Annotated in this window: 11 protein-coding genes and 1 pseudogene; 4 read left to right on the top strand and 8 right to left on the bottom strand. The window is 58.4% G+C overall.

Features of this window, described 5'->3' with window-relative positions:
- Nucleotides 1-17: 17 nt before the first annotated feature.
- Nucleotides 18-1046 (bottom strand): annotated as a pseudogene (locus PE058_RS19200) (NnrS family protein); the annotation flags it as partial.
- A 580-nt stretch (nt 1047-1626) separates the two neighbouring features.
- Here PE058_RS19200 and PE058_RS19195 point away from each other — a divergent pair.
- Both PE058_RS19195 and PE058_RS19190 read left to right on the top strand, forming a co-directional pair.
- Nucleotides 1627-2319, top strand: coding sequence for an SOS response-associated peptidase (locus PE058_RS19195; protein WP_271029144.1), 693 nt, complete (start codon nt 1627-1629; stop codon nt 2317-2319).
- A gap of 189 nt (nt 2320-2508) precedes the next feature.
- Entirely contained in the window at nt 2509-2877 is a 369-nt protein-coding gene (locus tag PE058_RS19190; protein WP_271029143.1) for an H-NS family nucleoid-associated regulatory protein, read from the top strand.
- Nucleotides 2878-2945: 68 nt separating this feature from the next.
- On the opposite strand, the gene PE058_RS19185 is transcribed toward PE058_RS19190, so the two are convergent.
- Nucleotides 2946-4244, bottom strand: a complete 1299-nt coding sequence (locus PE058_RS19185; RefSeq protein WP_271029142.1) for a type IV secretory system conjugative DNA transfer family protein — start codon at nt 4242-4244, stop codon at nt 2946-2948.
- 686 nt (nt 4245-4930) lie between these two features.
- On the opposite strand from PE058_RS19185, the gene PE058_RS19180 reads away from it, so the two are divergent.
- Entirely contained in the window at nt 4931-5341 is a 411-nt protein-coding gene (locus PE058_RS19180) for a DnaA N-terminal domain-containing protein (protein WP_156827532.1), read from the top strand.
- Between the two features lie 58 nt (nt 5342-5399).
- On the opposite strand, the gene PE058_RS19175 is transcribed toward PE058_RS19180, so the two are convergent.
- From PE058_RS19175 to PE058_RS19160, 4 genes are all read right to left on the bottom strand, one after another.
- On the bottom strand, nt 5400-6254 hold the full coding sequence (locus PE058_RS19175; RefSeq protein ID WP_271029141.1) for an addiction module antidote protein: 855 nt from the start codon (nt 6252-6254) through the stop codon (nt 5400-5402).
- Nucleotides 6251-6730 (bottom strand): ComF family protein, encoded by a 480-nt coding sequence (locus PE058_RS19170; protein WP_020087523.1) that lies wholly within the window; start codon nt 6728-6730, stop codon nt 6251-6253. Before PE058_RS19170 ends, PE058_RS19175 begins: the two co-directional genes overlap by 4 nt.
- Before the next feature lie 152 nt (nt 6731-6882).
- A complete protein-coding gene (locus tag PE058_RS19165) occupies nt 6883-7311 on the bottom strand; it encodes a hypothetical protein (RefSeq protein WP_271029140.1) in 429 nt (142 codons plus the stop codon).
- Nucleotides 7312-7342: 31 nt separating this feature from the next.
- Entirely contained in the window at nt 7343-8014 is a 672-nt protein-coding gene (locus PE058_RS19160; protein WP_271029139.1) for a hypothetical protein, read from the bottom strand.
- Between the two features lie 84 nt (nt 8015-8098).
- Between PE058_RS19160 and PE058_RS19155 the strand changes: the two genes are divergently transcribed.
- A complete protein-coding gene (locus tag PE058_RS19155) occupies nt 8099-8587 on the top strand; it encodes a hypothetical protein (protein WP_271029138.1) in 489 nt (162 codons plus the stop codon).
- Nucleotides 8588-9252: 665 nt separating this feature from the next.
- On the opposite strand, the gene PE058_RS19150 is transcribed toward PE058_RS19155, so the two are convergent.
- On the bottom strand, nt 9253-9972 hold the full coding sequence (locus PE058_RS19150) for a hypothetical protein (protein WP_271029137.1): 720 nt from the start codon (nt 9970-9972) through the stop codon (nt 9253-9255).
- Between the two features lie 2504 nt (nt 9973-12476).
- On the bottom strand, nt 12477-13208 hold the full coding sequence (locus PE058_RS19145) for a hypothetical protein (RefSeq protein WP_271029136.1): 732 nt from the start codon (nt 13206-13208) through the stop codon (nt 12477-12479).
- Nucleotides 13209-13246: the final 38 nt, after the last annotated feature.

Below are 13246 nucleotides of genomic sequence, written 5' to 3'. Positions count from 1 at the left end.
GGGACGGGAAAGAGGCCCTAGTCGTGGCGGCCATCGGCTCTCGGGCGGGTCAGGATGGGAAGGTGGATTACGGAGAAGACGGCGAACGCGGCCGACCACGACCACCCGGCTCCGGCGACCGAAACGGTATAATCAACCCAACCCAATCCCCCCGCGATGCGCACAAGCACGGCAAGCTGCAAAAGCGCGTACACCGCCACCATGGGTTTGGAGGCGAGGATGGTGCGGCCGGTGTGGCCAAGGGCCACGCGGCTCATCATGGCGAGCGTCATGGTGCCGATTCCGCCGATGGTGAGCACGTGCAGCGCGGGCCACTGAAGGGAAGGGGCCAGCAGCAGGGCATAACCGTAGGCGGTCAGACCAAGAGCAATCCACACATAACCCGCATGCAGCACCAGCACGATGGGCATGCGGAAAGCTTGGTGCCCATTCCAAGGAGCCATGCGGATGATATTGAGAACTCCGGCGGCAAGGGCAACCGCACCGGCAAGCTGCGTATCGGCCTGTCCGGCAAGGGCAGACAGCACAAGGATGGCGACAGACCCGAGGGAAAGGGGCTCAAGCGCCGGCCAGCTGCGAGCAATGAAACCGATCCCCGCCATCTTCAACGCATTGCGTGTGAACAGTGGAATGATGCGCCCTGCAAACACGGCGATCATTTGGATGACGATGAAAATGGATGACGTGAGGGCCTGCTGGGGGTCCAGCGGAAGGTCTATCCCCGCCATGCCCGCATGGATGATGGTGTTCATCGCTGTAAGCAGGGCGATGAGGATGAAGAAAACGACATTGCGGGTGCTGTGGCCGCGGATGATGGCGGGCAGCAGGCTGAGGCCCAGCATCGGAAGGAAGAGGACGTCGATGGCGGCGGCTACGGTGGCGGAGCCTGGAAAATAGCCGTGCATGGCAAGTCTCCCCGCAAACCACACCCCAACCATGACGGCAAGCGGCCATGCGCGGATGGGCCGGGCCTTGGTCCAGTTGGGCACAGCGGTCAGCAGGAAGCCCGCGAGAACGGCCGCGACAAAGCCGAACAGCATTTCGTGCCCGTGCCATGCGGGCTATGTCATCCCAGATGTGCGGAGGCTCGGTGCCACGGACGTAGAAGCAGATCCAGGCGACGGCGCTCCAGGCGGCATAAAGGCCCGCGGCAAGGAAGAACGGACGGAACCCGATGGAGAAAAGGGGGAAGGGCCGTGCGGAGGGTGAGAAGGAACTCATGCCTGAGTGTGAGGTGACGGATTGGAGGGTGGGTTGAGCCAGGTCAATTTACTGCCGGTTTAGAAGGGAACGGTGCAGGGTGTGCGGGAACGGTGGTGGCACCTTCCGCAGGCGGACGGCACGGCCGCTTTGAACGCCTGCCGCGCCGAGCTCCATCCTTGACCGAAATCCCGTGCAACAGCGCGCCCCCCTTCTCCTTACCGGCATGCCTTTACTTGATTGCGAGAAGAGCTTTGTTCATGGCTAAGGGGAAGGTGTCGCGTACGGCAGCACTGCTGATAAACATGCAGGTGGTGCAAAAGAGACCGTGCGGCAGACATCTTCTTCATCGGGCTTAGATGTTTCGTTCTGACTTGAAACCTTGCGGTGGAGGCACCACGCTGTCGATGATCTCTTACTTGCTCGGTGAACCAAGGGGAGGGTGATATCTGTAACCTCTACGCGCAATCCCGCACGCGTCTTGCGGTGATGATGAAGTTTGGATTGAAAGAGAACCGGACATCCTGGTTTGAGCCCAAGTTCTCGATCTTTCCGGGCCATGCGGCGCCGGTTATCCGATTGGGCGACGGCGGCGAGCCTGAGCTTTTAGAAATGACCTGGGGTTTTGTGCGGAGGCCTCATGGAAGGGCTCCGGAAAGAACCGGGAATTGCCGTGACGACACCATCCGCACAAATCCGTTTTGGGTACCCTCGTTTCGTGAGAGGCGATGCTTGGTTCCGTTCAGCAGCTATTGCGAGCCGTTGGGGAAGCGGCCGGCGGACTGGGTCTGGCACTCACTGCGTTCCGAGACGGAAGAAAGGCCGCTGGGAGCCTTTGCGGGGATCTGGAGATCCTATACCGGGCCTGTGAAAAAGGACGGGGACGATATCACGGAGAACGTCTTTGCGTTCATGACCTGTGGTCCGAACACGCTGGAGACGGCGGTGGCGCACGAACGCATGCCGGTTTTGCTCGACAAGGAAGAGCAGTTTGAAACGTGGTTGCGGGGAACGGAGGATGAGGCGCATGCGCTGGCCAATCCGTATCCGGCGGAGGGCATCAGGATTGTGCAGCGTGGGTCCTCACGCCAAGACCTTTTGGAGGTGGCGGAAGATTAAAAAGGCGCTTCTGCAACGTAAACGGCTTCCGCATTGTGGGAGTATTCTTTGAAAAATGGTCTTTGACGTGGTTAAGGGGGTGGGTTTACGGAAAAGACAGCCAGATATCGCCGGGAAGTTGCTGGAAAAGGTAAGCGAAGCTGCGTATATATCGATTAAGCCTATGAATTATTGAACAGAGGATTACCGATGGCGAAGGCGGCGCGTGGCATGGACCGGCGGGGGGTAAAAGACTGGTTTTCGGGTTTGACGTTTGAAGTCCAGCAGTCGGTGCTGCAGGACTTTTCTCAGCTTGTGGAGTTTTCGAAGTCGGAGCGTATTTCGGCGCTCGAGAAAGAGCTTGCCTCGCTGCGGGGTGGAGGCGGTTCTGTGAAGGGTGGAAGGGTGTCGAAGCCCTCTTCCAAGAAAGGCGTGTCGATTGCGCCCAAGTATAAGGATCCGGTCAGTGAAAACACCTGGGCCGGGCGTGGCATGCAACCCGTCTGGGTTCGGGAGTATCTAAAGAAGCGCGGGACGAAGCTTGATGACCTGCTGATCGATAAGAAGGGCGCCCGGTAGAGGCGTTCACGCGTTGTTTCGACCTAGCGGCGCCGCTGATACGGCGCCGCTTTCGTTTATGAGGTTGGCTACAGGGCGGGCAGCATTGGGCTCGAGAGGGCGTGTTGCACAGTGTGGAACGGATGTGGCGAGGCCAACCCCTTGAAGATCGGGTCGTTGAGGTAGCTGGCGCGCCGTGTGACGTCGAGTTCGTTGCCGGTGAAGAGCAATTGGTCGCTCTCTTGGAGGCCGTCCTTGGGTAGGGCGTTCCCCACGAAGTCGTGGAGCAGCTTCCGTGCGTGGGGGGCTTTCACGCCAAAAAACTGCTGGACCGAGCTGTTGTTGATGATGGAGTGCCAATCCTTTGAGTAGATGGACTGCAGCTGGGACAGGCACTGCCAGAAGGTCCACACCCTGACTCCATAGGCGCGCATCAGGGTCAGCGCGGCACGCAACTCCGTCATTTCCCCAAGCTGGGCTGCTTCATCGATCAGGAACAGCGTGGGTTGCGCAGGGGCGCGTCTCCGTCTTGAGATCGCAGTCAGCATGACCCCGAGCCAAAGGCGCAGAAGCCTGCTGTGCGTGACCAACTTGTCGGGCGGGATCACGAGGTAGATGGTGTGCATCGCCCCGGCCGTGATGTCGTCGAGAAGAATGGTGCTGTCCGTCAGGGAAAGATGGACGGCGGGAGATTTCATGAACGACAGGTGGGCGTTTGCCGTTGAGAAGATGCACGCGCGCGTGCGGTCGGACGCGAATTCGCCGGATGCGAGGATGGCGTGAAGGATTGCGGCGACCGGGCTCAACTGATCTTCGGGGGGGATGCCGGGCTTGAGGGGTAAATCGTAGACCGGCAATCCCTTGATGGTGTCCTGCACGTCCCGAAGGGTCGGGCGGCGCGAGGGAAGGTGTCTGAAGAGCTCACAGATGACCCTGGTGATGAGCGAAGACGCGCGTTCGTCCCAGTAGGGGGCCCGTTCATCGGTAAGGCGCTGCATGCAGAGCTGGGCGACCACCGCGGCGTTGTCCTCGAAGTCGTCGGCTTCCGGATCGATGAGATCCATGGGGTTGAGCAGATCCCCCATATCGTTTCCGGCGATGCAGAACGGATCGAGGCGGTAAACGATATGGCCCATGGCCCGGCGACGCTTCGCCGTGACCGCGTAGTTTTCGCCGCGCGGATCGACGACGATGGCTGGACCTTGCCAGGAGAGAAGCGCCGGGATTGCGCAGGAGACGCCCTTGCCGCTACCGGTGGGCGCGATGGTGAGAAGGTGCCCTTCGCGGGATCTGTCCCAGATGGGGGTGCTATTGCCGTCCGGGGTTCTCTCCCAGCCAAGCAAGAGACCGTTGAAAAGGGTATTGGAGGATTGCACCGAGGGTTTCATGGGGTTTATCCGAGTTTACGAGCTACGTATTCAAAACCCTGATGCTGGGTTTAGGTCAAAACTAAGGTGCCAACTTCGATAACCCGATAAAATGTTGCAGAACGGCGACAGGTGCCTTGCGGGATTTGGTTTGTATCGTTGGACGCCATCACGAACGGGTGTAGGAGAAGAGACCAACGAAAGGCACCGGATGGGGGCTCTCAAGGCTTCAGTGGACGACACGACAGCTCTGGGCTCACCCTGGTCACTTGCGGATTATCTTGCATGGCAACGCGCTCAGGATGAGCGGGATGCGTTTGAGCGCGAGGCTGCGAATGTTCATATCCTGCAACGGTTCGACCCAGAAACCGAAGCGGCTGTTCGGGCGCTCGAGGAGGGGTGGGGATTGACCTGTCAGGAGCGCGCGTAGCTCTACATATAAATTTGTAAGCCTGGGGGTAAGCAGCCCGGGTGATCGACTCCTGTAAGGCCGCGTCCCTTTCCTGGATATGCGGCCTATTATTTTGCCATGTCAGGACCGCTAACGTGGAGTTCGATACGTGATTGGTCCGGGTGACTGGACGTTTGCTAACCACCTCTGCGAGGGCCGCCGGTCATCCTACGGCGGCCATTTTTATAAATACTCTAGAACAGAAGATGATGTGTGCGACGCACGGTGTGTTTGGGAATCCAGAGTGGAGGATGGCGTGAGCGATGTATCTCGGCGGGGGTTGTTCTCGATAATGACGGGTTTAGGTGGCGTGGCTGTCATTGGAAGCAAGACGGTCATGGGCATGCCGGTTGCGCCGGCGTCTGCTTCGGCACCGGTCCTGAAGCCGTTCAATTGGGCGCGTCTGGAGCTGTTGAGGAGGGGGCTTGTGGGAGAGGTCGGTCCTGACAAATACGACAGCTGGTTCCCATCCGTCGAAGTGGAACGGTTGCAAGGTGGGGTTCTGACGGTTTCTGTGCCGGTGAAATTCCTGAAGACATGGATTGAGGCGCACTACATGACGTCTCTTGTGCGTGCGGCGCAGCGGGCTGATGCGTCCATTGAGAGGGTTGTGATCGAGCTCCGTGAGCCCTCTGCATCGTCGCCCAAGGGCTTGGGGCGTCTTTGAGGGCGCTTGTGCGTTGTGAATGGCGCAACTGTGGACAAACTGGCCGTCTAACCGCAACTTAGCGGTCTCTATCGGGGGTCGAGGTTTTCCGAACTTCGAGGTCGATACCAAGAGAAGTGAGAACTTTGAGCACGGTCGCGAATTCAGGATTGCCGCCAGCATCAAGCGATCGGTAGAGGCTTTCGCGCGCGAGGTTTGTGTCACGGGCGATTTGGCTCATGCCTCTGTTGCGTGCGAGCGCGCCAAGCAAATCGGTGATGCGCACGATGTCGCCGGATGCGAGGGCGGCGTTGAGATCTTGGATGGCGGATTCGGGCAGGGCGCCTGTGCTCTTTCCTTCTTTTGCGGCGGGGGCTTCGAGAAAATCTGGTTGCGAGGGGAGCCCTTCCAGGAAGCGCATTTCCAGCCCGGTGGCGCGTCTCTCCAAGTCGCTGCGGATGGAGTTTGTGCAGGCGCGGTAGAACTCCCGCAACTGGTCGGCGGTCTTGATGTTGTGGGTTTGCTTTTGGGGAACGTTAATGAGCACGGCGATTTTGCTGCCCTGTAGCAATCTCACGAGGTTGAGTAGGGTGCCCGGGCTTTTCCCGTCCCAGATCATCAGTCCGAAATCAGCGCGTCGGGCCATCTCACGGTCTTTCGCCGCGAAGAACTGGTAATCCTTGGTCTTGCTGTTGACGGTCACGGACTGGACTTTCCAATGGCCGACGTTGTTTCGGGGAGTGTCCCCCGAGCAGAACAGCGTGACGTTCTGGAATTCACGGTCGGCGAGGTACTTCTGCACGGCTTTGTCGGCGCCGTTGGCGTCGCCAACGATGACGTGGTGGTTCTTCTTGATGATTTCGTCGAGGCGGGCTTGCACCTCTTGCGGAAGGCGTGCGACCTCGCGTGAGCCTCCGATGAAGATGGTGTTCATTGGTTGACCCTTGTTCTTGTGATGGTGAGCACGACGACGTCTGCGGCTTTTCCAGTGGTCAGCAGCAGCTCGGTTATGGCGTTGAGGGTGGTGCCGGAACGGAAGAGGTCGTCGAAGAGAAGAATGCGTTTTCCGGCGGTTTGTGCGGCATCCACGGCGTACAACCCTTCCATGTGCGCTTTGCGCTGCTCGGGATCGGAAATGTCCTTGAGTTGCGCTGTCTGGCGCGTGGTGGTTACGCAGGGGCAGTAGGGCTTGGACAGTGTCTTGGCAATTCCTTCTGCAAGATAAAGCACCGGCTGGAGGCTTCGGGTCTTGGAAGGCGGGACGGGAACGAGGATATCGAAAGCAGATAGGTTTTGCTGAAGGAACTCCGCGGCCGTCGGGATGATGGGTATAGCGTCTTGGGCGGAGCCCCAGTTCTTCAGTCTGTAGAGGTGTTCCGCGATATCCGGTCGCTTGGTGTCGAACTGCATCCGCCCAGTCTGACCGTAGCCGGTAGGCGTGCTGCTGAGCGTATGCAGGTGCAGCGCGTAGCCCTTGCGTCAAAGGCCGGTGATTTCCGTGGGGTCGATCTCTAATCCTATATCATATTGTAACCTACGGGTTACAGGTGGGCAATAGGGCCTCAAGCGGCGTGGGAGAGGTACCAGCGTCTCAGTGCTTTTGAATCGTGGAGCGCGTTGTGCGGAATGGTGGAGACGATGGGTTCGGTGGGCCTGATGACGCGCATGGTGAGGTCGGGACGGTAGGCATTGCCGGGCGAGGTTTCGAGCAGGCGGAGCAGGTGGATGAGATCCTCGTGCCAGTCGGCCACGATTGTTTCGGACCGGTGCCGGTGGAGGTAATCAAGCAGTTTCGCTTGAAGCACGGCGTCGGATATTGACTTAGCGCCCAGGACCGGCAGGCCGTTTTCGGCAACCCAAGGCGTGGGGTCGGCCGGCAAGGCGCGCACACCATAGAATTCGTCCTCTCTGCGCCCGGAATCGGAGACAAGGCCGATGCTGATAAGGGGACCGCCAAAACCGTTGAACTCGGTGTCGAGGAATAACGTCATGAAGTGTGTTTCCCACGGTTGGACGGAGGAACTAAGGGCCGTCTGGGTCGTCAATTCCGCTACTCAGCCATGATACGGCGACCTGTGCCAGGTGTCGCCGATCCTCTGGAAGCATCGCAGAGTAATCCTCGTTGATGTCGAGGACGGCAAGCACGATGACGACGCGTGGCGCTTTTCTAAAGATGATGAGGTTGGAGTGGAAACGCCGCGTGTGGATAGTGGCACCGAGCTCCGGGCGGCGGGTGGATTCCAAGACCATGAGGGTTTGGGATATCTGCGCGCATTTGTTGCGCAAGGTGGTGAGGCGCTTCTCCGCCTTCTCTTTTGGCATGCCGTCGACTGCGGCGAGGATGTCTCTTACCGCGCGGTGGGTGTAGAGGAGGTTTGAGAGCTTTCCCTTGGGGCGCTTGACCTTGAGGGGAACGCCGGTGTGTTCCGAAAACCCTGCTATGGCTTTCCCGAATTCTTGGTCGTTGGAATAGCGCATTTCGATTTCCGCGAAGCGTATGATTCCTCTCATCTTGTCGATACTCTCAACGCATTGCGCAAGGATGGAAAAGCCTTCCTGGAGAATGCCCGGCTGTTTGTAGAAGGGTATCCTGTTTGATGGGCGGCGTGGGAACGACGGTTGAAGGTTCATGCGGAAGCGTAGGCCATTGTTGGCTGAGACGACAACCGGTGTGCGCGTGGAAACGGCAATCATGGATGTCTGGGAGGCGCGGAAGCGGCGCCCGCCAATGCCTTTTGTAAGGGCAGCGGGAGAGACACGCTGTGGAGGTTGGTTCTAGTGTACCGTCGCCGCGGTACCTTTCACGCGGCAGGGCTGATAACCCGCTTCAACGCGACCGGAGCAACGGTCGATAAAAACATGCTGCTTGCCGTTCCAACACATGGGCCGGGAGGCAGTCCGTATGTCCAAGGCGAGAGCCCAAAGCGGCTGCGCCGTTTCGTTGAAGCGGTTATCACTCCCGGTTCCCTTTTTGATGAAGGGAACCGATGCAGCGCTGTGCTGCAGCGCGCGCGGAAGGAGTGGAGGATATGGGGTGTGGTGTCGAAGACGCGTGTTCCGGCGCGGTGGAAGGAGGCGTTGGAGCTTTACCGCGTGATGGTGGGGCAAACCGGGGAAACGCGTCGTGTGACGGAAGCGCGCTTGAACAAGCTGGCAGGACGGTTGGGGGCGTTGTCGCGCAACGAATGGATGGCCCTCTTCAAGGGGTGTCCGCGTAAAGTGCAACGAGGGTTTATGGTGTACGTGGTGGAGGTGTGGGGGCGATAGCTGGGGTATGGGTTCTGGTGGATACAAAGGCAAGGCAGATTGTGGGATGCTATCCGTCTTCATCGATGGTCATTTGCGGATGCCGCAGAAGCTCACCAGGGTCTTGCCGAAAGAGCGTATGCGGACAATAATACTGATGTTGATCGAAACAAAAGGCCCTCTCCGCTGTCACGGATTGGGCCTGTTCTTATTTTGGGCGGTAATACAGAACGAAGCTGAAGCTACCGAACCAGAGGTTCAGCATGCCGGTGATCAGCACGGCACATTGACATTGAGCAGCATACAGACTATAAAACGGGTGTTGTTTACGAAAAAGGGCCTTTCCGCCGTTAACGGATTGGCCCTTGCTTATTTCTGGCGGAGCAGAACGAGGATGAACCTCATCTGTCCGAACCAGAAGGTCAGCGTGCCACTCAGGTACATGGCTACTCTCCTTGGTTGTTGTTTACGTGGAGAAGCCAGCCTTGCGGCGCTATCGTTCTAACATGGAATGGCGCCGCGGAATCTTGGCAGCTTAGAAACCTGCCGCCCTATCGCGCACACTTATCAAATACCCCCGTCAGGAGCGCGATTTGTGCGCCTGCCCATGATCAATCAAGATGGGCATCCTGCGCTATCCTTGGATCAAATACCTGTCAGGCATGACCGGCCTGAGCAATCCGACTTCACGCGAGAGCGTGTTGGATGGGTTGGTGCTGGGTGTGGCCAGACGCGGGAAGAGAGCCATTACCGGATACGGGTATGTTCCAGGATCTCCAGGCGTCGATAGTTTTCTTGATCGTGGCGCCGAGAAGGTGAGCGGAGGGTATGGGTACGGTCCATCCAAAGGCTTCTAAAAAGGCGATGGCGTGTAGGCGGATTTGGTATGCGCCGACGTGCCAGTTATTCAAGGCTTGGGCGGGTTCAACCTCAATGTTTAGGTATGGGCGTGGTTCGTTGAGGGCGGCGTCGGTGCTCACTATTTCGCGGCGTAGTAGATAGCTGCCGTCTTTTGACCCAGCAATCTCGCGATCAAAAACCGCAAGCGCATCGGTGAGGTTGCGCAACTGAATCGAGATAATCCCCGCCTGCACCTCCGGCGTAGAAGCAATCTTATGCGGTTCCCGCGCCATGGCCTCGAGGTAAGACGCCTGCACCACAAGGTTCTGCACGGCCACGCGCACGAAATCCTCAAACTCCTTCTTCTTCCGGCGTTCTTCGGCTTTGCTGACATAGAGCGCGCCCACAACGGCGAGGAACGACCCCATCGCCGAACCTATGAGCGAAGCCCATCCGTCGTCGATGGTGCTCCAGTCCTTTTCCCAGAGGCGGAAGTGATAGACGAGGCCACCGGCGGCTGCTGCCGCAACGATTCCTGCAACGATTTTCAATAGACGGCTGGGCACGACACCTGTTCCCCCGAGCGGCTGTGATTGAGCAATCCTATCCGCAAGCAGACGGGAAGGCCATATCGTCTTGGCGAGAGGATTGTGGCGTGGATTTGTGCGGAATGGCTTCTGACGCAAATCTCCCGGTTTTTGACGCGTTTTCCGATGGTCCCCCGTCCTTCATCGGAAAGCTGCTGTGAGCCCTTCCCGGGGCTGGCTACCGGTGGTTTTGGAACAGGTCCCCATGGACAAAAGAAACGAAAGGACGGCGTGGGCCGTCCTTTCGGGTGCTACTGATGCTGCTCAGTAGCAGTTTCCCAGCCTGCAACGGGTTTCATCGCCGGGCGAGATTGCCCAAGGCATGGTGTCCGGCGCGTGAGGTGACCAGGTGTGGTCTTGCCAGGGCCAGTGGTAAAGACCCGGTGGTGGCGGCTCGCTTCCTAACCCGCGCCATCCGTAGACCCGTGGAGCTTGCGCCGACCGACGCGGTTGAGGTCCCCAAAGAAAATCGAACAAGTTGGGGCCTGCTTGGCGGCGTGGTGACGGTTCTACGCGGCGGGGCTTCCGCACGGGCAACGGCTCCGGGGCTGACTGGTCCACGTTGATTTCTGGCGTCGTTATGATCGATGGGGGCGTCTCGTTAGGATACTGCACGCCCTTGCCGTTTCCGGGGTTTCTGGAAACGGCAGCGCCAACGCTGTCGAGCGTCGGCGAAGCTGCTTCCCGTCGCGGCGCGGCCGGGGGCACCTGCGGCAAATCCCAACCGACAAGAGGTTCCAGTTCTGCTGCTGATTCAGAAAGCTGGATGAGTGGTCCAGCGTCATGCAACGGCGTGGCGCGAGTCGGCAGTTGTGACTGCTTGGGGAGGAAAGGCGCAGGGGGAGCTGGTGGCGCTGTCTTGTTACTGAGATCCGGGCCAGCATCGCGGCTTGTGTGAGCCTGAGCAGAGTATCGCCGCGCGTCCCGTCTGTCTTTGAAATATTCACCCCCAAGGTAACAGATCGCGACGACTGCAATGCAGGTAAAGATGAATACGGTACGGTCCCCAATGTTGAGCGAAGCCCTCATGCCTTGGAAAGTGCCGCCTTCGGTCTTTAGATTATGAGGTTCCATGATTAGCTCCCGAATCCGTACGATGGCGATATTCCACTGCCTGATTTCCGTGCACGCTTCCGAGTGCCGTTGGCGGCAAGGTTGCTTTGAATGTTGAGGAAGTGCGAGATGATGCGCGCCGGGATAAGCGCAACAAAGTGCTCAACGATGTGAACATTGGTCAGGTCCTCTCAGTTGGGGAAAGTTCCCCATGGTAGTTTTGGGCGATGTTGCCTAATGGCGGTGGTGCAATGAACCACAACGAGCGGTGCCGATGTGACGGGCGCTACTGGCAACGTAACATGCTCATGGTGAGTTGCATCGTTGGAGGGAGTCAAATGACATATAATTTTTTATGCAACAAAAAACGGGCAATACAGAGTGTTGGCACTCGGATGCTGAGAGTGATGTCAGTGTCGCGGAAAAAATGTTCTAAAAAATTGGGGCCGCGTGATGCGGCCCCTAGTGTGAAAGTCTGTCAACGATCGTCGCGGTTAGGCAATGGACCGTATGTAAGGCGTCCGGCCCAAATTTCGTAATAGACGATGCCGACGAACAGCGTGGCTAGCAGAACAGGCAGTGGGACATGGCGCGCGGCGGTCTGCAACACTAGCCCTATTGTCACGCCGATCCCTCCGGCGGCAACTGGGAACATTATATATAGCCAGAATACCTTTCGCATTTTGAAAAACATAAGTGTTCCTTCCTCCCTCCGCATGCGCCGGGAGGGCGATGCGGAGCTTGGAAGCTCGGGGGCATTGTGGAACCGGAAGTCGGAATTGCAAGGGACGGTACTAAAAAAAGAGGCCGCATTGCTGCGGCCCCAGTTCTAGCGTCTGACGTTGGTGAACGTTTCGACGATGAACTCGTAAAGTATGTTTCTGAATGGCCACAAGATGGCGCACGCAAAGCAGGCGTTCAATAGCATCAAGCTGCCGAGCAAGTTGCCGAACTCCCAACGCGTGATCTCCAAGAGATCGTCGGGCCGGATGTTAGCGCGATATATAAACGTGCCGCCCGTATAGGCTTGTACGCCAATGCATGTGGCCATTGAGACCAGGTATGTGGCGTTCCCGAGTCTTTGTAACAACATAAGTGTTCCTCCCTCCCTCCGCATGCGCCGGGAGGGCGATGCGGAGCTTGGAGCTCGGGGGCATTCTGGGATGTGGAACCGCCATTGCAAGGGGCGGTGATGAAATCATTGGCATTCGTGCTTTGCCATGGAAGCCGAACTGATAATCGCCATCGCTTTTGTCGCGAGGATTGAGACCTCCTTGTTCGGAAGGCGCCCTGACGCAGTCTACCGGCGTTTGGCGCGTTTTCCAAAGTTGACCGCAGGGGAACTCACTTCACGCGGATACGCATTGTGAGCGCGTTGTGACGCATCTGGGGGTTATTCACGACTGTCGGTCTGGCGGAGCGGTGTCTTTTCAATGCACCCGTATGCCGTCGCCGGAAGCTTTCGTCATAAGCGAAAGCTTCCGCTGCTCGCTGCGCAGCCCGAGCATGCACCTGCGGATCTCATCCAATGTCGCGATGATGGCGGTGAGGAGTAGGGTTTGGTTCGGGCTGGGAGATTGGCTTCGCCAGGCAGCGATCATCGTGTCGGCTTGATCCAGGATGTTGCGGGCATGCGCGAACGCGTAGTCTGCAAGCAGCATGGCTTCGTCGATGTCGTGGTCTTGGGGGAGAGTCTTTGCCTCTTCGAGAACCGAGAACAGCATCCGCTGGCTGTTGAGGGTGCCGAGGAGCCCGTTGTGGAACTCGGGAATGGCGTCGAGGGAGCGGTAGTGGGTGAGGTTGAGACGAGGCCCGTTGGGCGTCGGCAGGCGCCTTTTGAGCTCTGCGCTTGCTGTATCCAGAACCATGAGGAAGCGGGCTGCATCGTCAAGGCAGGTCGTTGCCTTCGCCGACAGGTCGTTTGGGATGCGCTGTTGTCCGAACCATGCGGTGATGTGGGTGATGATACTTTCAGTGCGTGTCTTTCGCTCCTCCAACAAGAAGAGCACGGCTTCGATGGCGGGGGGGTGATTGTTGCGGGAGACCACGCCCAACTCTTTGGCTGTGGCTTTTGCGTCCTGCGCGATGGTCTTGGCGTAGCCGGGAATGAGGCGTTCCGGCAGGTCGTCCTCGATGAGGTCGCAAATTGTCAGGTCTCGCAAGTCGGTCGCTTTCGTCCGGCCTATTGTGGTGCGGGAGG

Source organism: Hyphomicrobium sp. DMF-1 (assembly GCF_027886585.1).
GTDB lineage: Bacteria > Pseudomonadota > Alphaproteobacteria > Rhizobiales > Hyphomicrobiaceae > Hyphomicrobium_C > Hyphomicrobium_C zavarzinii.
This window is presented reverse-complemented; position numbering and strand designations above follow the sequence as displayed.

Excerpts from the sequence above, each read along its gene's own strand:
- PE058_RS19185 (WP_271029142.1), bottom strand. The coding sequence starts at position 4,244 with ATGAAACCCTCGGTGCAATCCTCCAATACCCTTTTCAACGGTCTCTTG.
- PE058_RS19160 (WP_271029139.1), bottom strand. The coding sequence starts at position 8,014 with ATGATTGCCGTTTCCACGCGCACACCGGTTGTCGTCTCAGCCAACAAT.
- PE058_RS19170 (WP_020087523.1), bottom strand. The coding sequence starts at position 6,730 with ATGCAGTTCGACACCAAGCGACCGGATATCGCGGAACACCTCTACAGA.
- PE058_RS19175 (WP_271029141.1), bottom strand. The coding sequence starts at position 6,254 with ATGAACACCATCTTCATCGGAGGCTCACGCGAGGTCGCACGCCTTCCG.
- PE058_RS19190 (WP_271029143.1), top strand. The coding sequence starts at position 2,509 with ATGGCGAAGGCGGCGCGTGGCATGGACCGGCGGGGGGTAAAAGACTGG.
- PE058_RS19165 (WP_271029140.1), bottom strand. The coding sequence starts at position 7,311 with ATGACGTTATTCCTCGACACCGAGTTCAACGGTTTTGGCGGTCCCCTT.